This is a genomic window from Nocardia sp. NPDC049526 (assembly GCF_044465765.1).
Taxonomy (GTDB): domain Bacteria; phylum Actinomycetota; class Actinomycetes; order Mycobacteriales; family Mycobacteriaceae; genus Nocardia.
Window position 1 is genome coordinate 87,936 of sequence record NZ_JBITMA010000016.1, and the last position, 19,299, is coordinate 107,234.

The following is a 19,299-nucleotide window of genomic DNA, read 5'->3' on the forward strand; positions in this document are numbered from 1 at the left end:
GTCGGCGCCGCGCCCGTCGTTCGACTTCGATGCGCGTGGTGCGGTAGCTGGGCGGAGGCTCCTCCGGCCCGGCTACGACCGAGAATTACTCGGTTGCTTACCGGCCACGCCACACAGGCGCCCGTTTCTCAGCGAAAGCCCGGGCCCCCTCCTTCGCATCCGCCGAGAACAGCACCGGGTCGGCCACTTCCCGCTGCCGCTGCCAGCGGTCGGTGCCGGACCAGTCCCGTGCTGACACAAGCACCTCTTTGCTGGCCTGAACGGCCAGCGGGCCGTTGGCGGCGATCTCCGCGGCGAGCTCTCGCGCACCGGTGAGCGCCTCGCCGGGTTCGGTCAGCCGGTTCACCAGGCCCCACCGGGCGGCATCCTCCGCCCCGAACGATCGACCCGTCAGTGCGTACTCCATCGCGATGCCGGCCGGGATCCGCTCGGGCAACCGCAGCAGCCCGCCGCCGCCTGCCACCAGTGATCGTTTGACCTCGGGCAGACCGAAGGAGGCGTCGCGCGCAGCGACGATCATGTCGCACGCCAGGGCGATCTCGCAGCCGCCGGCCACGGCATGCCCCTCGACAGCCGCAATCATCGGCTTACGTGGCGGGGTGATCGCGATGCCGGCCAGCCCACGTCCTTCGATCCGGGGAATTTCACCGTTCAGGAAGGCCTTCAGGTCCATTCCGGCGCAGAAGGTACCTCCCGCTCCGGTAATGATGCCCAGAACCAACGACGGGTCCCCGTCGAGCAGGTCCGCCGCTGCTGCCACCGCGTGCGCGGCGACCTCGTTCACAGCGTTGCGAACCTCCGGCCGGTTCAACGTGATGATCAGTATGTTGCCCGCGCGTTCGGTCACAACCTCGTCCGACACCGGTACACCGTCCCTTCGCAGTCGGAGAATAGTGAGCTAATGTATTTAGTTAATATACCTATATTGTGCGCCACAGTGCGGCGATGAGAAGCGTCGTCGAAGGAAGGACAGCCATCCATGCCACAGCCGCAGGAAGTCACGGACCCGATCCCTCCGAACTGGTGGCGCAGCAGGACCACTCCGGTACCGCCCGCCGGCTACGCGGAGATGATCGACGCGGCCCGCGAGCTGCAGGACCGGATCGCCGCCGCGGTCCCCGACGAGCACGCCGCCACCGAAGCGACAATCGGCATCAAGCGCGTGGCCGATCTCCTCGCCCGCTTCGAGCGTGATGAATGGTCGCAGATCAGCGGGTTCTCGGCCGATCTGCCAGGCCGGGGTTCGGTTCTGCTACCCCTGGTCCGCGACGTCGTCATGGACGACAAGAGCGTCCGCGGACGCGTTCGTTTCGGCCGCTTCCACCTCGGCGGCAACGGCGCCGCCCACGGCGGCACGATTCCGCTCGTCTTCGACGACTTGCTCGGCCGGCTGTCCGGGTCCGGCGGGCGCACCGTGGCCCGCACCGCATATCTGCACGTCGACTACCGCAGCATCACGCCGGTCGAGAAGGATCTCGACATCGAGGCATGGTTCGTCAGCGAGGAGGGCCGCAAACGGATCCTGCGCGGCACACTCCGGGACGGCACCACGTTGTGCGCCGAGGCCGAGGGGTTGTTCGTCCAGCTGCGCCCGGGCCAGCACTGACCGCCCCTTTTCAGCACCGCCCGCCCCGGGTCGGTGCTGAAAAGGGACCGCTGGACCGGTAACTCACTTACCGCCGGTCAGCATCAGGGTGTCACCGGTCAGATAGGAGAGATCGTCCGATACGAGGGCGACGACGGCGCGGCCGATATCGGTCTCGCAGTCGCCCACCCGGCGCAGGGCCAGCGATTTCTGCACCGCCTCGAAACGCTCGGGGTGCTCCTCGCCGAATTCCACGGATGCCGGCGAATTGGCCACGGGCACAATGACGTTCACTCGAATGTTGTAGCGCCCCCATTCCCGCGCGGCGACCCGGGACAGCCCGCGAATCGCCTCCTTCGCCATGGCATAGGCACCGAAGGTGGCGTTGCCGTCGACCGCCGTGCTCGAACCGAAGTTGACGATCGAACCACCGCCCGCGGCGCGCAGGTGCGGCAACGCAGCCTGCATTCCGTAGAGGGTGCCCATCGCACCGGAGCGCCAGCACAACTCGACGTCGGCGTCGGTGACCTGTGCGAGTGGCTGCTGGACGCTGGAGGCGGCGTTGTTCACCAGCCCGGTCAAGCCCCCGAAATGCTCGACCACGTCCGCTACCGCCCGGTCCACCTGGGACCGCTCGGTCACATCGCAACCGAGCGCGAACGCGGTCCCGCCGAAGGCCTCGATCTCCTTCGCGACGACCTCGCACTTCGCCTTCGTCCGACCGGCGAGGGCGACCTGGGCCCCTTCCTTCGCCAGCGCGAGGGCGGTACCCCGGCCGATGCCCTGCCCTGCCCCGGTGACCAGGATGGTCTGTCCGGCTAGTCGTGTCCCTGTCATATACAACTCCGCTCTACGAAAAGAATCAGTTGAATGTGATGCCTCTCGGGGGAAATCCTCGCCGGAAGCATCGTCGATCTCAGCCTGTCCACGGGAGCGGGTCGGGGACCTCGAGGTGCGGCAGCACCTCGGACTCGAACAGCCGCAGGCTGGCCCACGCGTTTTTCGGTTCGGTCCCACCGAAGAGGGGCCGCAGGACCAGGTGCCCGTCGGGGCCGAGTTCGCGCCCGATCTCGACGCAACGCTCGGGAGTGACGATCTCGTAGGCATTCCCGACACGCAGCTCGTCCACCGACGAGATCGGGGGGTACCACTCGCTTTCCCGCATCGCGGACTGCGCGATCCATCGAGCGTAGGTGTTCGCAGCGTGCAGAAGGTTCGGGCCGACCTCCGCCCATGCCGCGTCGGGATCATGGGACACGTACAGGAATGTCGGGCTGCGGGGCACCCACGGCCCGGGGTCGCGACCCAGCTTCAGGGACTCATCCCGGTAGAACTCCCATGCCTTGGGTTCCGCCGGGTCGAAGCCGTCGGCCAGGTGGGCGGCCCGCCGGGAGGGCACCTCCGCCGCCCCGCCCATGATGATCGGCGGGCGGGGATACTGGGCGGGCCGGGGGGTGACGGTGACCGTGGTGCCGCGGAAGTCGAATGGCTCGCCGGTCCAAGCGCGCTTGCAGACCTCCACGGCCTCGAGCAACCGCTCGCGCCGCTCACTCAGTTCGACGTGGTACATGTCGAATTCTTGCTTCCGGTAGCCCGCGGCGAAGACCGGGCTCATTCGGCCATTACTGACCAGGTCGGCCACCGCGATGTCCTCGGCAAGGCGGATCGGGTGATAAAGCGGAGTGAGCAGGATGGGCCGGAACCGCATCCGCGAGGTACGCCCGGCAGCGGCGGCCGAGGCGATGAGCGGTGAGGGGAGGTAGTGGTCCTCCGCACCGTGATGCTCGCCGAAGTAGGTCATGTCGAAGCCGAGGCCGTCGGCCCACTCACAGATGTCGAGCATCGTCGCTGCGAGCTCCGCCGAACTGGCGGTGACGAACTCCGGTCGGCGAAGATCGAACGAGAGGCGAAGATGGGGCATATCTATGTGTTCCTTGCGATGTCGGAGGGTTGCGCGCCGGGAAGAGGCTCATTGCGCGACCGGCGCGCCGACCACAAGGGGCAAGGTCGTCATGCGGACCGCGACCGACACCTCGTGCGTGAGTTCGGACAGATCGCCGACGTAGTAGTCCGGGATACGGCGATGCCATTCCTCGACGAGAACGCGGAGCTCCATCTGCGCCAGGAGCGAACCGGCGCATCGGTGCGGGCCGGCACCGAACCCCAGGTGACGTACCGGCCGGCGGTCCGGATCGAATTGGTCCGGCTCCGGGAAGACGTCGGGATCGGCGTTCGCCGCGGACAGCAGCAGCACCAGCCGGTCGCCCTCCTTCCACGGGATCCCCTGGAAATCGCGGTCGGACCGAACGGTTCGCGACACGATCGGAATCGCCGGGTAGCACCGCAGCGCCTCCTCGACGAGACCTTTGACGATCTCCGGCGTTTCGTTGATGCTCCGTCGCAGCTCGGGTTCTCCGGCGAGCCGTTGGAACATGAATGTCATGGTCGACGCGGTCGTGCCCAGCGAGGTACCGAGCAGGGTGTGGCACAGCTGCAGTACTTCTTCGTCGGTGAGCGGCTTGCCGTCGACGGTCTGGGACAGCAGATAACTCGGGATGTCGTCGGCGGGCCGGCGGCGTCGCTCGGCCACCACCTCCTCGAACATGTCGCGCACTGCGGCTACCGCCGCGGCCAGCTGCGTGCCGTCGGGGTCGTTGCTGGCATTGAGTTTGCCCGGCAGCAGCCGGGTAGCGGTGATCTCGTCGGCGCGGTCGAGGGGCAGGCCCATGTGCTCGAGGAAGACCTCGGCCGGAATCCGCAGTGCCACATCGGCCATCAAGTCACACTCGCCCCGTGCGATGACCTCCTCAGCGATCCTCGCGACCGAAGCCCTGGCCCGCTCCTCGAGCTTGCGCACCACCGCGGCCGAGAGCAGTGGCCCGATCAACCGCCGGATCTTGCCGTGGTCGGGCGGATCAAGGTTGGCCGGGATATGGAAGATCGGCGGCGGATTCCGGTAGAAGGTGAATGTTTCCTGGTTCGAGAACGCGTCCAGGTCCTGGCTGATCATCCGGCACAGTTCGTGCCGGGTGACGACCCAGAAACCGCGTGCCGCGGTGCTGTAGAAGACATCGCCGTACCGCTGCGCCGCCAGGATCGTGCCGAGCGGGTCGGCCTTGAATGCCGGATCGCTTTCCGGGTCGAAGTCGACGATCGGTACGCCTGCGGCACGTGCCCGTGCCTCCGCGTCCGCCGACGTCACGATTGCTCGAGTCATTTGACCTCCTGTGAGACCGGCGCGATGACGGGCGGCAACTCGCCGTCGCGCAGTGCTTCTGTGTGGGTGACGAGCATCGCCGCGTCCGCCGGGTCGGTGAAGATGCAGAAACGACGCTCGTCGAGGGCGTGCCGCAGAACGTCGTCCGCCATCGCGCGCGGATCGGCCCCGAACCGGTCGAGGAACGCGCGGCTGGCGCGAGTCACGTCCTCCGGAATCGACGCGCTGCCGTAGTCGGCCGGCCGATGGCGCAATGCGTCCGCCATGCCCGAACGGATCGCGCCGGGCAGCACGACCGAGACTCCGACGTCGGAGCCCACCTCGCGCACATCGTGCTGCAAGGTCTCGGCGACGGCGACCACGGCATGCTTGCTGGACACGTAGGGTGCGAGCGCCGCGAGGGTGGTCACGGCGCTGTTCGACGCGGTGATCAGGACGTGGCCGGTCCCCGCCTCCAGCAAGGCCGGAACGAAGGCACGGATCCCGTGGACGACACCGAAAACGTTGACGTCGTAGACCCAGCGCCAGTCCGAGATGGACAACTCCCACGCCCGCCCGCGCATGGAGACTCCGGCGTTGAGACACACCACGTCCACCCGGCCGAAGCGGTCGAAGGTGCGCGCGGACAGCTCCATCACCGACTCCGCCTTGCTGACATCCGTGCGGACGGCGAGTACGTCTGCTCCTTCCGCACGCAGGCGTTCCTCGGCCGACGCCAGCGCATCGCCATCGATATCGGCGATCACCACACTCATACCCCTGGACACGAGACTGGCTGCCAGCCCGTATCCGAGACCACCCCCGGCCCCGGTCACGACGGCGACTGCACTGTCGACCACATCAACCTCCACGTCTGCATCGACGAGCTGTAAATAGGTAAATAAATTAATTGGACTCTTAACAAGTAACATGGGTCAGATGGTGACGTCAATCACTCGGATGCAGAAACGCACTCAGGCGCAACGCCGCGGCGCCGCCCGCGCGGCCATCATCGAGACCGCCGTCCGGTTACTCGCCGACAGCGGATACGCCAACATGACGCTGGCAGACCTGGGCGAACGCGCCGGCTACAGCAGAAGCCTGGCCACCCACTACTTCGGCACCAAATCGAAGCTGCTGGCAGCAGTCGTCGAGTACGTGCTGGCACAGAATCCTCTGGACGAAACCCACCGGGGATTCGCGCGCATCGAAGCCGATATCGCCGCGGTGCTCGACGGCTTGGACCGAAATCCCGACGCATGCCGCGCCTACATCGTCATCACCTTCGAGGCGGTGACGGCGTTGCCGGAGCTGCGGCCCGTCGTCCATGCGCAGAACGTGGCGTTCCGGCGCCGGATCGAGGCCGCGCTGCGGGAGGGGACAACACTCGGCACCGTGCGCCGCGACCTGGACACCACCTCGGTCAGCACCGCTGTCATGGCGATGATTCGGGGCGTCGTCTGGGAGTGGTTCACCGACAGTTCACTCGACCTGGACGTCTGCCGGCGGGCGCTACTGAGTCAGGTCGCCACACTGTGCGCCCCCACTGCCGCACCTACTACCGCACTGTGAACGACCACTTGACCAGGAAAGGTCAATCATATTCCGAATAACTGGGCCGATTCCGGCCGCTACAGTGCGGGCCCCCGCCTCATTCCAGTGCGGTCGCCTGTTCGCGCAGCACGTTCTTGAGGACCTTCAGGCTGGAATTGCGCGGGAGGGCATCGAGGGCGATCATCCGGCGCGGACGCTTGAAGTTGGCGATACGCTCGGCCGACCAGGTCAAGAACTCCCCCTCGGTCAGCGTCGCATCGTCGCGGACAACCACATAGGCGACGGGTACCTCACCCAGCCGCGCGTCGGGCGCACCCACGACCGCGATCGACTCCACGGCAGGGTGCTCTCCGAGAATGCGCTCCACCTCCGCCGGATACACATTGAACCCGCCCACCAGGATCATGTCTTTGATCCGGTCGGTGATTCGGAGGTAGCCATCGGCGTCGGAGGTCGCCACGTCACCGGTATGGAGCCAGCCGTCGGAATCGATCGCCTCGGCGGTCAGCTCCGGATCCTCCCAATAACCGGACGTGACGTTGTACCCGCGCACCCAGATTTCCCCGGGCGAGCCCACCGGGACGTCGGTTCCTTCCCCGTCGACGAGCCGCACCTCCACCTCCCAGGCCGGGCGACCGACCGTATGCGCGATGTGGTCGAGGTCGTCGGTCGGGGTCGTCGTCGTCACCAGGGCGGACGCCTCGGTGAGCCCGTAGCCGCTCCATAGCGTCTCGGGCCGCAGCTCCTCCTGGATGCGGGTGATGAGGTCCGGGGTGACAACGGTCGAGGCGGCCATGACGTTGCGGATCGAGGAGAGATCGAACTCGGGCCGTCGCGGTGAGTCCAGAATGGCCTCGAACACCGTCGGCGGTCCGAAAAGGATCGACACGCGTTCCTGCTCGATTCGCCGCATCACTTCATCGACGTCCAGTGTTGCCTGCGGCAGGATGGCGGCGCCGTGCACCAGACAGGCCATCCACCCGGCCTTGTACCCGAAAGAGTGGAAGAACGGCGGGATGATCAGGTACCGATCCGAGCGGCGAAATCCCATCAGCTTCGAGTAGTAGCCGTGAGCGCGGAGGGACTGTCCGTGCGTGAGGGCCACTCCCTTCGGGTGACCGGTAGTCCCCGAGGTGAACATGATGTCCGACACCGACTCCGGGCCCACCGCGTCGACGGCGGCCGTCGCCTGCTCGATCGGCAGCGCCGCACCGCCGGCGAGGAACTCCTCCCAGCCGATCCGGTCACCGCGCGGGGTCCCGGTGAGCAGTACCGTCGCCCTCGGACGCAGCACGGCACTGTCCGGATCCGCGCGAGCCAGCATATCCAGGTAGTCGTTGCCGAGGAATCCATCGGCGACGAAAAGCAGGCGGGCTCCGCTCTTGCGCAGAATGTAGGCCGCCTCCGCCCCCTTGAATCGAGTGTTCATCGGTACCAGAACGGCACCGGCACCGAGGGCGGCGAGGGCGGCGAGAATCCACCGGCCGCAGTTGGGAGCCCAGATCGCGACCCGATCCCCTGGCCGCACCCCCAACGCTTGCACCGCCCGCACGGCCAGCATCATGTCGGCCTCGAGTTCGGCGAAGGTACGGTGGCCGTCCTCACCGACAAGCGCAAGCCCATTCGGATAAGACACCGCAGTCCTGCACAATGCATTCGGGATACTGCGGCAGATGAGGTCGTAGCGGATCCGCAACTCCTGCGGGATGTACCACCAGGGGTCCGGTGCCGTCGTGCGATCGGGCATATTTCCTGTTCTCCCTCACGAACCGATAGGAGCCTAGGGTCGCGCCCCGATTCCGGACTTGGGAACGAGCTGGCTCCCTGCGGCCCGGCGTGCCTCCCGCTCGGCGAATTCGTGCGCCAGCGCCTCAGGCAGCGAGTGCTCGCCGCTGTACCGGTACAGCGACAGCAATTCACGTACCACGTAGGGATCGTGCGCGGCGATCGTCTCGGCGATTTCGCGCGCGACCGGCATCAGATTTCCGTGCGGGACGACTCGGGACACCAATCCGCTGCGCAACGCCTCTTCAGCGCCGAGGACGCGCCCGGTCAGCGACATGTCCAGCGCCAACCGCCGCCCTACCGCGCGCGGCAGCCGGGCACTCATTCCGCCGCCGGGGAGGATCCCGACCTTCGCATGGGTGTCGGCGAAGCGCGCCCGGTCGGAAGCGATGAGAAGATCCAGGCCCAGCGCGAGTTCGAGCCCGCCTGTCGCAACAGCGCCGTTGATCGCCCCGATTGTGGGCTTCGCGGAGTCCGAAAGGGCGGTGATCGCGGCTGTCGCCCCCTGCGGCGGTCGCTGGGTGCGGGTGAACTCTTTGATGTCGAGACCGGCGCAAAAGGCCGGGTCGGCGCCGGTCAGCAGGATCACGCGAACCGACTCTGCTGCCAGCGCCCTGCCCAGGCCGGCGGAAAGGGCAGTGGCCAACGCCGAGTCGATGGCGTTACGCGCAGCCGGCCGGTTCAACGTTATGGTCGCCACCCCGGCGGCCTCGCTGTAGATCACCGCATCGTCTGTTGTTGTCACGCAGTCCTCCTCGCCGGATAGAATATTATCAGATAGATAATTAATCACTTTGCCGGTAGCTTCGCACTCCACGCGCGAGCGGCTCGAAGGGCCCCGGCAACCCGACGGCGCGACGATGGGGAGAGAATTCGTGGGCAAACTCGCTGGGCGCGTTGCCTTCGTGACAGGGGCGGCGCGCGGACAAGGCCGCGCGCACTGCGTGCGTCTGGCCGAAAAGGGTGCCGACATCATCGCGGTCGATGTCGCGGGCGCGGTTGATTTCGCGATAACGGTGCCTGCCACGACGGAGGACATCCGCGTCAACATGATCCACCCGAACGGCGTAAACACCGCGATGGCGGTAGGTCCGTTCGCCGACGGCGCCGCCATCCCGACGCCGACCGACTACGAATCCTGGCTCTTCAAGCAGGTCACCACTACAGCTCTCCCGGAGGGCATGCAAGAGCCGGAGGACGTCGCGGCCACGGTCGCCTTCCTCGTCGGCGACGAATCACGGTTCATGACCGGCACCCAGCTACTGATCGGCGCCGGGAACCAGCTCATGTGACGGGGACAGTATCGCGCTCGGTGGCGATCGAACCCAAGCTTTGCGCGACAACAGAGCCGAACGTTGTGCGACAAGAGAGAAAGGACCGGTCGATGCCTGATGGAGGGCGCGGCGACACATCCCGCGTGGCCCTCGTGACCGGAGGCACCCGAGGGATCGGTGCGGCCATCACAAGGCGCCTGGCGACACGCGGCATCCGCGTTGTCGCCGTCTACCGTGGCGATACCGCCGCCGCGCAGCGCATGCAGGAGGAACTGGACGGCGTCAGCGTTGTGCGGGCAGACCTCGGCGATCCGGACACATGCGTGCGGCTCGTCGAGGACGTCCACGGCGAGTTCGGCCGCATCGATCACCTGGTCAACAATGCGGGCCTGCTGCTCGAATCCCGCTCCTCGGATACGAATGTCTCCGAGTGGGAGCGCATCGTGGCGGTGAATCTCTCGGCCGCATTCCATCTGTCCCGCGTCGCGATCGCGCTCATGCGGACTGCCAGGTATGGCCGGATCGTCAACGTCAGCTCGGTGACCGCGGTCATGGGCAGTCCCAGCGAAGCCGCGTATGGCGCCGCGAAATCCGGACTGCACGGATTGACGCGGTCGCTCGCACGAGAGACCGCTCGACACGGCATCACAGTGAACACCGTGGTGCCGGGCGTATTCGAGACCGATATGACCGCCTCGATGCCGGAGAAGACTCGCGCGGCCATTCTCGGAATGATCCCGGTCGGCCGACGGGGTAATCCGGACGAACTCGCGGCCGCGGTCGAATTCTTGCTCGACGCCGGGTATTGCACCGGCTCCGTCCTCACGGTCGACGGCGGCCTGAGTATGGGCGGTTGAGCGCATGACCACGCAGTGGTGGACGGCCCTGCCACCGGTCCCGGCGTTGACCCGCCTCGGCATTCGCAGCTCGCCGACAACCGACGGGCGAGTGCAGACCGCCCTCGACCTCGGCCCCCAGTGGGCCGGAACAGGTGTCGCGGGCCTGGCCGCACTACTGTGCGACGCCGCGACCGGGTTGGCGGTCGGCGCGCTGGAACCGGACCGAGCACTCTCCACCGCAATGCTCGGTGTACACGTCACCGGCCGCCCACAACACGCCGGGCAGATCCGGGCCGTGGCCGCGCCCGCCGCTCGGCGCGGCGACTACGTACTGGCAACGGCGCACGTGCTGGACAATTCGGATACCGAATTCGCTCGGGCCACCAGTTGGTGGGCGATCCGCGGGCCGCGGACCCCTGATCGCGGCGATACCTCGCTCACGCAGTGTCCGGACCCGCCCGCAACGCGCGGGGCGGCCACCGATCCGGCCGATCCCACGAGCACTCCGTTCGGCCGCATGCTCGGCCTCACCCGATTCCGTAAGGACCTCGGCGGCACGTCATTCGAGCTCGCCGATCCGACACCGTTTCACAACCGTTCGAGCACGCTGCACGGTGGTCTCGGCGCGCTGCTGGCCGAAATCGCCGCCGTATCGGCCGTAGACGACGGTGTGCGCACGCCGGAGGTGCTGTCCCTGAACTGCCACTACCTTCGCAGCGCGGGCCCGGGACCTGAACCGGTGCCGGTGCACGGCATCCGCATACGCAGCGGCCGGACATCCGGGGTAGCTCGCGGAGAGGTCGCGGCGCCCGACGGCCGACCGGCCGTGATCGCGGACGTCATGATGTCGTTCGCCCCCACTCCCCACTGAGCCTAAAGCAAAATTAATTATCTCATCCCGCCGAACATGCCGCGTAAATCCCGTCAAAAGGTGTACACCCGACAACGGCAGCGTCTATATAGTTAACTAATGCCCGTTAGAAGTGAAGAGCATCACCCCGCAGACAGCCAGGGCCGAGCAGCCCTGGCACTAACAGAATGCTCGGTCGGAGCGCGGTTCCGAGACATCGCCCGCCACCGTGGCAGTGCCACGGCACTGCTCTGGGAACAAGACGGAAACCTGCATCGCTTGGACTTCATGACGATGCTCGGCCGGGTCGAATCGACGGTAGCGCGGTTGCAGCAGGTGGCCGACCCCGGAGACCGAGTGGCACTGTGGGCTGCCAACTCCGTCGACTGGATTCTGGCCGAGTACGGCGCCGCACTGGCGGGAATGGTGCTGGTGCCGATGAACCCGGCACTGACCACCGCCGAAGCGGCGCATATCGTCGCCGATTCCGGCGCGCGGGTTCTGCTGGCCGGGCCGGTATGGCGCGGCCGCGACTTGCTCGAGTCCGCCGAGGCACTGGCGGTGATCCCGCGGCCGGCAATTCTGCCGCTCGAGGCGGTGACACGCGGTGATCTGGTCACCCCGGCGGCGCTACCCGACGTGTCGCCCGAGTCGGTACTGCGGGTCCAGTACACCTCGGGAACAACCGGTGCGCCGAAGGGAGCGGTTCTCAACCACCTCGTCGGGGCCAACGTCGGGCCGCTGTCCCACGTGACCATCGGCCTCGACGAGGAGGATATCGTCTGCTCCCCGCTCCCCTTCCATCATGTCGGCGGGTCGGTGTGCACCAGCTCCGCGGCGCTTCTCCGCGGTTCCGCCTTCGTCGTACTGCCGAGTTTCGATCCGGCGGCCACGCTCGCTCTGTTGCGGCGCGCGGAGGTCACCTACTTCGGCGGGGTGCCCACGATGGTCCTCTCGATGCTGGAAGCCTGCGATGATTTACCCGACCTACCGCGATTGAAGTGGATGATGCTGGGTGGTTCGGACATCGCCCCGGAGCTGATCACCCGGGTCGAGCGGGCATTCGGCGGCGAAATCCTCAATGGCTACGGGCAATCGGAAGCTCCTTCGGCAATACAGACCCGGGTGGGGGACCCAGCGTGGGTCAAGGCAACGACGATCGGCAGAGTCAACCCGCACCGCGAAGTCCGGATCGCCGATATCGACACCGGGAAGTCACTCGAACCGGGCGTTGCCGGCGAACTGTGCGTGCGCGGCAGGCTCACCATGAGCCGGTACTGGCACGAGGACGAATCACGACGGTCGGGCGTGGTGGACCCGGAGGGCTGGTTACACACCGGCGACCTCGCCGAGATGAACTCCGACGGCATCATCACACTGCGCGGCCGGTTGCGCGACCTGATCATCAGAGGCGGAGAAAACATCTACCCGGCCGAGGTGGAGGCGGTGCTCGTCCAGCACCCGGCTGTCGCCGAAGCCGCTGTCGTGGCCGCACCGGATGAGAAGTGGGGCCAGGTGCCGGTCGCATTCATCCGGCCTGCTGCGGGGTTACCGGAGCTCGCGGACCTCGAAGGATTCGCCCGCGAACGCCTGGCCGGATTCAAGGTCCCCCGGGAGTGGCGCATCGTCGAGTCGTTCCCGCTGACACCGTCGGGCAAGGTTCAGAAGGTTCGGCTGGCGCGGCAACTGCTCGAGGATCAGTAAAGCGCAGCCGCCCGTCGGCACCACCACATCAACGGGTGCGATGGCCCGCGGCGGCCTACCCCACGCCAGGTCGGCCGCGACCTGGCCTACTTGCCAGGCATGTAGCATAATTATAAAACTGATTCTGCCTTACGATGAGCACTCGATCTCAGGAGGTCCCATGCGTCTCGTCACCGTCGGTGATGTCATTCGCGAGCATCGTCGTAGCTTTCCGGACAAGACCGCGGTCATCGACGGCGACCTGCGCCTGACCTGGCCGGAGTTCGACGACCGGGTGAACAGGCTGGCGCATGCCCTCGCAGCACAGGGCGTCGAGTCCGGTCACCGCGTCCTGTGGCTGGGCCAGACTTCGGCGCGAGTCTTCGAGCTTCTCGGCGCCTGCGCGAAACTCGGCGCCATGGTGTGCCCGGTCAACTGGCGAATGTCGGCCTACGAGATGGCGTTCGTGATCGACGACTTCGCACCGACCGTGGTGGTGTGGCAAGACGAGGAGATCGGCGAAACCGTGCGCGCCGCCAGGGAGCTCACCGACGGCGGCGCCGTCTGGTGGCAGCACGACCTGCCGGGGACGGACAACGTCGACACCGTTCTCGCGGCACAGCCGTCGACCGATATCTGGGACACCGTCGACGCCGACCTCCCGCTACTGGTCATCTACACCGCGGCGATCGACGGGCGTCCCAACGGCTCGATGATCACCCAGCACAACCTCATCTGCATGGGCATCGAATCGTCGTATCTCAACTCCACCACGAGCAAGTCGGTATTTCTCAACTCCGGGCCGCTGTTCCACATCGGCAACTTTCAGTGGGAGGCGATGGCGGCATTCGTCCAGGGCGCGACGAACGTGTTCGTCCGCCGCGCCGACGCACAGGAACTGCTCGACATCGTGACGCGGGAGAAGGTCACCGCCGCCTTCTTGATGCCGCCGACCATCCTTCAGATGAAGGAGAAATACGATCCGGCCCGGCACGATCTGACGAGTCTGAAGGCCGGTGTGTACGGCCAGCTCTGGGGAGACGGCCTGGTCGGTACCGAGCAAGCGCTCTGGGGACTGTTCCCTGGGGGCTTCGGGCAGACCGAGGTAACCGGACTGGCGATTTTCAACGGCCACGGCGGACACGGCACGGGCAATTCCGGCCGTCCCGGCCCGTTCTCGCGGGTACGAATTGTCGACGACGAATGGAACGAGGTCGGTGTCGGCGAGGTCGGTGAGATCGCGATCGGCGGCGAGATCGTGCACGCCGGCTACTGGAACCGGCCGGAGACCAACGCCCGGCGCATGCGCGACGGCTGGTGGCGCACAACAGATCTGGGCCGCCGCGAAGCCGATGGCACCATCGAGTTCGTCGGCACCAGCACCCGGATGATCAAATCCGCCGCCGAAAACATTTTCCCCAAAGAGGTCGAGTTCTGCCTGGAGACCCATCCGGCGGTGCGTGAGGCCGCTCTGATCGGAACACCGGACGAACGCTTCGTGCAGTCGGTGGTAGCCGTCGTCGTCCTGAAGGAAGGCGCCACGGTGACCGAGGACGAACTGATCACCTATTGCAAACAACGCATTGCGTCGTACAAGAAGCCGAAATCCGTTGTCTTCGTGGACGAGATCCCCCGCGACGGCGAGGAGAAGGATTATCCGGCGCTGGATCTGCGCTTCGGTGGCGGCGGATACCCCGGCGGGGACGTCATCCGGGTGTAGCCGGAGGGCCACCGCGTATATACCGCGCGGCACGCAACGATGCCGCGAATCAGCCGGTCGCGCACCGTGAGACAGACCATCGTCCGGTGACGTCCGGACCGGAAGAGACGGAGGATCGCCGTGGCGACCGACCTTGCCGACTTCACCCGCGAAGCGCGGGAATTCCTCGACGCCCATGCCCGGCGGCGGAGCACCGAGCAGTTCCACTGGGGGCAGGGCAGTGACCGTGTCGGCTATTTCAGCACCCTGCCGGCCGAGGAGGAGGCGGCCGCGGTCCAAGCGGCGCGAGCTTGGCAGCGCACCCGATTCGAGAACGGCTTCGGATGGATCACCGGACCGGCCGAGTTCGGCGGCCGCGGCCTCGGCCAACTGCACGATCTCGCCTACGATGCCCTCGAGGCCGAGTACGAGGTCCCCGACACGGGCGTACTCGGCGTCATCGGGCTCGGCATGATCGGGCCCACCATCGTCGCCCACGGCACCCGACAGCAACATGAGCGGTACCTGCGGCCGATGTACTCCGGCGAGGTCATTGCCTGCCAGCTGTTCAGTGAACCGGCCGCCGGTTCCGATCTGGCGGGCGTCACCACGCGCGCGGTCCGCGACGGCGACCACTGGGTGGTCAACGGGCAGAAAGTCTGGACCTCGGTCGCGCAACACGCCCAGGTCGGCGAGCTGCTGTGCCGGACCGATCCCGACGCGCCCAAACATCGCGGCATCACCGCTTTCCTGCTCGATCTGGACACCCCGGGCGTGGAAATTCGCCCGCTCCGTCAAATGACGGGCTGCGCCGAGTTCAACGAGGTCTTCCTGACCGACGTCAGAATCCCGGACACCCAACGGCTCGGCGCCGTCGACGAGGGTTGGAAGGTGGCCATGACCACCCTCATGAACGAACGGGCGACCGTCGGCGGGGAGAGCGGCGGCGCGGCCGCCGGTGCGCTCACCGCCGACCGGTTGAGCGGGCTGCTGCGCGCCGTCTCGCGGGCGGAGGACGGCGCGCTGCGCCGCGACCTCGCGTCCCTGCTCGCGAGTGTGCAGGCAGCGAAGTCGCTCAACGAACGCGCAGCCCGCAGGCTGCGCGCGGGCAGCGCACCCGGCCCGGAAGGGTCGATCTCGAAACTTGCGCTCGCCCAGAACCTGATCCGCGGATCCCGATTCGCCGCCGATGCTCTGGGACCGCGGATCATCGCCGACACCGGCGACTGGGGCACCTTCGCCTGGGCAGACCTGCTGCTGAGCGCGCCGGCGCTGCGCATCCTCGGCGGTACCGAGGAAATCATGAAGAACATCCTGGCCGAGCGCGTGCTGGGCCTGCCGAAGGAGGGCGCCCGATGACCGGCGACAGCACGAACGACAGGGTGGATACCAACAGTGCGGGAGCCGAGGAATTAGCGGACCTGCGCGCCACAGTGCGCGATTTCCTCGCCGAGCACTCCGGGGAGGAAGCGGTCCGCAAAATCGCCGAGGATCCGGACCGGGTCGGCCACGACCCGCAGGTATGGCTACAGATGGCCGAGCAGCTCGGGTTGATGCAACTGGCGATCCCCGAGCGATTCGGCGGCGACGGCTTCGGACTCCCGGAACTGCGCGTAGTTTTGGAGGAAATGGGCGCGGCACTGCTGTGCTCGCCCTTCGTACCTTCGGTCGTCTTCGCCGCACAGGCCCTGCTGGCTTCGGGCGACGAACAGGCGTGCGCCCGCTATGTGCCCGGCATCGGAGCCGGCACCACGATCGCCACCCTCGCGGTCGCCGAGGCGGCGGGCAGCTGGGACGCCGATGCCTGTGATACCGCCGCGGTCCCGTCCGACGCGGGCGACTGGCTGCTCACGGGAACCAAATCCTTTGTGCCCCATGCCGTTACGGCCGACCTGCTCCTGGTGGCGGCGCGAACACCCCAGGGGCCGAGCCTGTTCGCCGTGGAGCGGGGTGCCGCCGGCCTCGCCGTGCGTGCGTTGGAAACTCTCGACGGCACCAGACCGCTCGGCGAGGTGGTTCTCGCGGACACGCCAGCGGTCCTGGTCGGCGAGGCCGGCACGGCGGCCTCGGTGCTGCGGCGCGTCGTCGACCTGGGCGGGCTCGCACTTGCCGCCGAGCAAGTGGGCGGGCTGCGCCGCTGCCTGGAGATGTCCGTCGCGTATGCCAAGGAACGTGTCCAGTTCGGTCGGCCCATCGGATCATTCCAGGCGATCAAGCACAAACTCGCCGATATGCTCGTGCGCGCCGAACTGGCCGACGCTGCCACCGAGGCGGCGTGTACGGCCGTCGCCGAGCAGCAGCCCGACGCCTCCTCCGCGGCTGTGGCCGCCTATATCACCGCCTCGGAGGCCTTCGAACATATCGCCGCGGAGACGATCCAGGTTCACGGCGGTATCGGGTTCACCTGGGAACATCCCGCGCATCTGTACTTCCGCCGCGCCCGTGCGGCACAGAACCTGCTCGGTGGCCCTACCGCGGCGCATCACCGACTACTCGAACGGATGGGTGTCTGAAAACGTGAAAACCTCTACTCCGGAAACAGAATTCGGCGCCGTGTTCGCGGCATATCCCGGGATTCGGCTCGATCAGGTGAACGCCCCGTACTACGCGGGTCTGCTCGAGCGCCGACTGTTGGCCGGCCACTGCGACGAATGTCTGGCCTGGCATCTGCCGCTACGCTCACGCTGCCCCTTCTGCTGGTCCCCCGCTGACGCGCCGCGGGAAGTGACCGGGCGCGGCCATGTACACGTGCTGACCCTGCTCCATCAGGGCCCACCGGGCGTGCCCTACTCACCACCCTGGCCGCTGGCCGCGGTCGAACTGGCCGAGCAGCCCGGATTGCGCATCGCGGCTCCGCTGGTCGATACCCCGCCCGAACAGCAGCGGATCGGCCAGCCGGTGGAGCTGACCTGGATCGAACGCGAAGGCGCGCCGTGGCCCGCCTTCCGGGCGGTGGCACGATGACCGCGTTGAAGGACACCGTGGCGATCAGCGGTCTCGGCCGCTCTCCGTACGCACGCGACCGGGATACCACCGAACTCTCGATGGTCACCGATGCGGTGATCGAGGCGATCCGGGATTCCGGGCTCCGCCGCGAGGACATCGACGGGGTCGTCGGAAGTGGCGTCATCACCGGCGGCGTCGATGCGGCTACCGTGGTTTCGGCCCTCGGACTGCCGAACGTCACGTTCTGGGCGCCCGCAAAACCACCGATCGTCAACGGACTCATGAGCGCCGTGCACGCGGTGGCGTCCGGCACCTGCCGGGCCGTGGTCGTCTATCACTCGATGTACCGGCTCGGCGCCGGCGCGTTCCGTGCGCGCGCGGCGTTCGGACTTCCCGACGGCCGCGCCTCGACCGGTGACGGGCACACCGACACCGAGCCGTGGGGCATGTTCGGATCGACCGGCTACGCCGCCTGGGCGGCCCGTTATCTGGCCGAATTCGGCCGCACCCGCGAAGATCTGGCTCTGATCCCGCTCAACGGCCGCCGCAATGCGGCGGACAATCCCGGAGCGGTCATGCAGGCCCCGATGAGTCGCGAGGACTATTTCGGCGCCCGAATGATCCGGGAGCCCCTCTGCCTCTACGACATGGATGTACCGATCGACGGCGCTGACGCCTTCGTGGTCACCGCGGCGGATCTGGCCGCGGATCTGCCGACGGTCCCGGTGCTGGTACACGCGCTGGCGATGGGAATCACCGCGCATCCCGAAGAACATCTGACCGCCGGTCTGCGCGACACCGGGCAACAGGTCACCGCCGCCGCTCTGCGCGCGCGCAGCGACCTCTGGATCGACGACGTGGACGTCTTCCTGCCCTACGACGGCTTCTCGATCATCACCCTGCGTGCCTTCGAGTCCTACGGATTCTGCGCGGACGGCGAGGCCGGTGATTTCCTGCGCGACAACTGGGATGCCGGCGAAGGCAGGATCCTGCTGCGCGGGCGGGTGCCGGTGAACCCGCACGGCGGCAGTCTGTCCGAAGGCGGCTCGCAGGGCGCCGGGCACCTCAGGGAGGCAGTCGTGCAGTTGCGCGGAGACGCCGGAAACAGGCAGGTCGACGGTGCAGCCTCGGCCATGCTCACACCCGGTGGCTTCTTCTTCAACGCCCAAGGTGCGGTGCTGCGCCGCGAGGCCCCTCTGCCGGCCTGAACCGGGGCCACGTCGGGACGCACCAGCCAATACGTTCCGGCCGGAAAATCAGTTAAACTATTAATCTATAGAGCTGGCGTGGCGCCCTACATAGACGAGAATCGGAGATTCATGACCGTGACCGAACCACAACTATCCAGCGCCGAGGTCGAACCGCTGGTGCGCGGTAAGACCTGGGAGGAGATGATCCCCGGGTCGGTTTTCCGCACCGCGCGCCGCACGGTTACCGAAGCGGACCTTGTCCAGTTCATCACCTGGGGCGGGTTCAACGAACCGTTGTTCTACGACAACTCGCATGCGTCCGCCGGCGGCTACACCGGCCGGCTGATCCCAGGCGCGATGATCTACTGCATCGCCGAAGGCCTGATCCTGCAGACCAATGTCCTCAACGGGACAGGCCTTGCTTTCATGCACATGGAGCTGTCGGTCAAGCGCCCGGTGTACGTCGGCGACACCCTGCACGCCCTGGTGCGGACCACCGAATCACGGGCATCGAGCAAACCGGGCCGCGGGGTGGTCACCGCTCACGTGAGCGTACGCAATCAGCGCGACGAAGAGGTCCTGGTATTCACCCCGGTCCGACTGATCCGCGGAGCCGACTACGTCGAGCCCGAGGCAACGCAGTCCTGACCGCACGACAGGCCGATCTGGACGTGCCTCGAAGTCTGTGATGGGTGGCA

At 67.0% G+C, this 19,299-nt stretch carries 19 protein-coding genes; 12 read left to right on the plus strand and 7 right to left on the minus strand.

What is annotated here, in order from left to right:
• Positions 1 to 97: 97 nt before the first annotated feature.
• The gene (locus ACIBW7_RS36285; protein WP_397054447.1) at positions 98 to 862 is read right to left on the minus strand and encodes a crotonase/enoyl-CoA hydratase family protein; all 765 of its coding nucleotides are present in this window, start codon (positions 860 to 862) and stop codon (positions 98 to 100) included.
• A gap of 117 nt (positions 863 to 979) precedes the next feature.
• Here ACIBW7_RS36285 and ACIBW7_RS36290 point away from each other — a divergent pair, with 117 nt between their 5' ends.
• The gene (locus ACIBW7_RS36290) at positions 980 to 1,606 is read left to right on the plus strand and encodes a PaaI family thioesterase (RefSeq protein ID WP_387285322.1); all 627 of its coding nucleotides are present in this window, start codon (positions 980 to 982) and stop codon (positions 1,604 to 1,606) included.
• Positions 1,607 to 1,669: 63 nt separating this feature from the next.
• Here the strand turns inward: ACIBW7_RS36290 and ACIBW7_RS36295 are convergent, their stop codons facing one another.
• From ACIBW7_RS36295 to ACIBW7_RS36310, 4 genes are all read right to left on the minus strand, one after another.
• Positions 1,670 to 2,422: an SDR family NAD(P)-dependent oxidoreductase gene (locus ACIBW7_RS36295; RefSeq protein ID WP_397054450.1), complete on the minus strand. Its 753-nt coding sequence runs from the start codon at positions 2,420 to 2,422 to the stop codon at positions 1,670 to 1,672.
• Between the two features lie 79 nt (positions 2,423 to 2,501).
• Entirely contained in the window at positions 2,502 to 3,506 is a 1,005-nt protein-coding gene (locus tag ACIBW7_RS36300) for an LLM class flavin-dependent oxidoreductase (protein WP_397054452.1), read from the minus strand.
• A gap of 48 nt (positions 3,507 to 3,554) precedes the next feature.
• Positions 3,555 to 4,802 (minus strand): cytochrome P450, encoded by a 1,248-nt coding sequence (locus ACIBW7_RS36305; RefSeq protein ID WP_397054454.1) that lies wholly within the window; start codon positions 4,800 to 4,802, stop codon positions 3,555 to 3,557.
• The gene (locus ACIBW7_RS36310) at positions 4,799 to 5,641 is read right to left on the minus strand and encodes an SDR family NAD(P)-dependent oxidoreductase (protein WP_397054456.1); all 843 of its coding nucleotides are present in this window, start codon (positions 5,639 to 5,641) and stop codon (positions 4,799 to 4,801) included. Before ACIBW7_RS36310 ends, ACIBW7_RS36305 begins: the two co-directional genes overlap by 4 nt.
• 79 nt (positions 5,642 to 5,720) lie before the next feature.
• Between ACIBW7_RS36310 and ACIBW7_RS36315 the strand changes: the two genes are divergently transcribed.
• Positions 5,721 to 6,353 carry a TetR/AcrR family transcriptional regulator gene (locus ACIBW7_RS36315; RefSeq protein ID WP_397054458.1) on the plus strand — a complete coding sequence of 211 codons (633 nt, stop codon included), beginning with the start codon at positions 5,721 to 5,723 and terminating at the stop codon, positions 6,351 to 6,353.
• A gap of 79 nt (positions 6,354 to 6,432) precedes the next feature.
• Here the strand turns inward: ACIBW7_RS36315 and ACIBW7_RS36320 are convergent, their stop codons facing one another.
• Both ACIBW7_RS36320 and ACIBW7_RS36325 read right to left on the minus strand, forming a co-directional pair.
• Positions 6,433 to 8,082, minus strand: coding sequence for an AMP-binding protein (locus ACIBW7_RS36320; protein ID WP_397054460.1), 1,650 nt, complete (start codon positions 8,080 to 8,082; stop codon positions 6,433 to 6,435).
• Between the two features lie 33 nt (positions 8,083 to 8,115).
• Positions 8,116 to 8,865 carry an enoyl-CoA hydratase gene (locus ACIBW7_RS36325; RefSeq protein ID WP_397054462.1) on the minus strand — a complete coding sequence of 250 codons (750 nt, stop codon included), beginning with the start codon at positions 8,863 to 8,865 and terminating at the stop codon, positions 8,116 to 8,118.
• A 115-nt stretch (positions 8,866 to 8,980) separates the two neighbouring features.
• Between ACIBW7_RS36325 and ACIBW7_RS36330 the strand changes: the two genes are divergently transcribed.
• The 10 genes from ACIBW7_RS36330 (at position 8,981) to ACIBW7_RS36375 (ending at position 19,249) form a co-directional block, all read left to right on the plus strand.
• On the plus strand, positions 8,981 to 9,412 hold the full coding sequence (locus ACIBW7_RS36330) for an SDR family oxidoreductase (RefSeq protein WP_397054464.1): 432 nt from the start codon (positions 8,981 to 8,983) through the stop codon (positions 9,410 to 9,412).
• A 92-nt stretch (positions 9,413 to 9,504) separates the two neighbouring features.
• Positions 9,505 to 10,251: an SDR family NAD(P)-dependent oxidoreductase gene (locus ACIBW7_RS36335; protein ID WP_397054466.1), complete on the plus strand. Its 747-nt coding sequence runs from the start codon at positions 9,505 to 9,507 to the stop codon at positions 10,249 to 10,251.
• Between the two features lie 4 nt (positions 10,252 to 10,255).
• Positions 10,256 to 11,104 carry a PaaI family thioesterase gene (locus tag ACIBW7_RS36340; RefSeq protein WP_397054468.1) on the plus strand — a complete coding sequence of 283 codons (849 nt, stop codon included), beginning with the start codon at positions 10,256 to 10,258 and terminating at the stop codon, positions 11,102 to 11,104.
• A gap of 99 nt (positions 11,105 to 11,203) precedes the next feature.
• On the plus strand, positions 11,204 to 12,787 hold the full coding sequence (locus ACIBW7_RS36345) for a class I adenylate-forming enzyme family protein (protein ID WP_397054470.1): 1,584 nt from the start codon (positions 11,204 to 11,206) through the stop codon (positions 12,785 to 12,787).
• Between the two features lie 160 nt (positions 12,788 to 12,947).
• The gene (locus tag ACIBW7_RS36350) at positions 12,948 to 14,486 is read left to right on the plus strand and encodes an AMP-binding protein (protein WP_397054472.1); all 1,539 of its coding nucleotides are present in this window, start codon (positions 12,948 to 12,950) and stop codon (positions 14,484 to 14,486) included.
• 120 nt (positions 14,487 to 14,606) lie between these two features.
• Positions 14,607 to 15,824, plus strand: coding sequence for an acyl-CoA dehydrogenase family protein (locus ACIBW7_RS36355; protein ID WP_397054474.1), 1,218 nt, complete (start codon positions 14,607 to 14,609; stop codon positions 15,822 to 15,824).
• Positions 15,821 to 16,978 (plus strand): acyl-CoA dehydrogenase family protein, encoded by a 1,158-nt coding sequence (locus ACIBW7_RS36360; protein ID WP_397054476.1) that lies wholly within the window; start codon positions 15,821 to 15,823, stop codon positions 16,976 to 16,978. Before ACIBW7_RS36355 ends, ACIBW7_RS36360 begins: the two co-directional genes overlap by 4 nt.
• Positions 16,971 to 17,429 carry a Zn-ribbon domain-containing OB-fold protein gene (locus tag ACIBW7_RS36365; RefSeq protein ID WP_397054478.1) on the plus strand — a complete coding sequence of 153 codons (459 nt, stop codon included), beginning with the start codon at positions 16,971 to 16,973 and terminating at the stop codon, positions 17,427 to 17,429. The genes ACIBW7_RS36360 and ACIBW7_RS36365 overlap by 8 nt, the downstream gene beginning before the upstream one ends.
• Positions 17,426 to 18,619: a thiolase family protein gene (locus ACIBW7_RS36370; protein ID WP_397054480.1), complete on the plus strand. Its 1,194-nt coding sequence runs from the start codon at positions 17,426 to 17,428 to the stop codon at positions 18,617 to 18,619. The genes ACIBW7_RS36365 and ACIBW7_RS36370 overlap by 4 nt, the downstream gene beginning before the upstream one ends.
• Positions 18,620 to 18,730: 111 nt before the next feature.
• Entirely contained in the window at positions 18,731 to 19,249 is a 519-nt protein-coding gene (locus ACIBW7_RS36375; RefSeq protein ID WP_397054482.1) for a MaoC family dehydratase, read from the plus strand.
• Positions 19,250 to 19,299 lie beyond the last annotated feature (50 nt).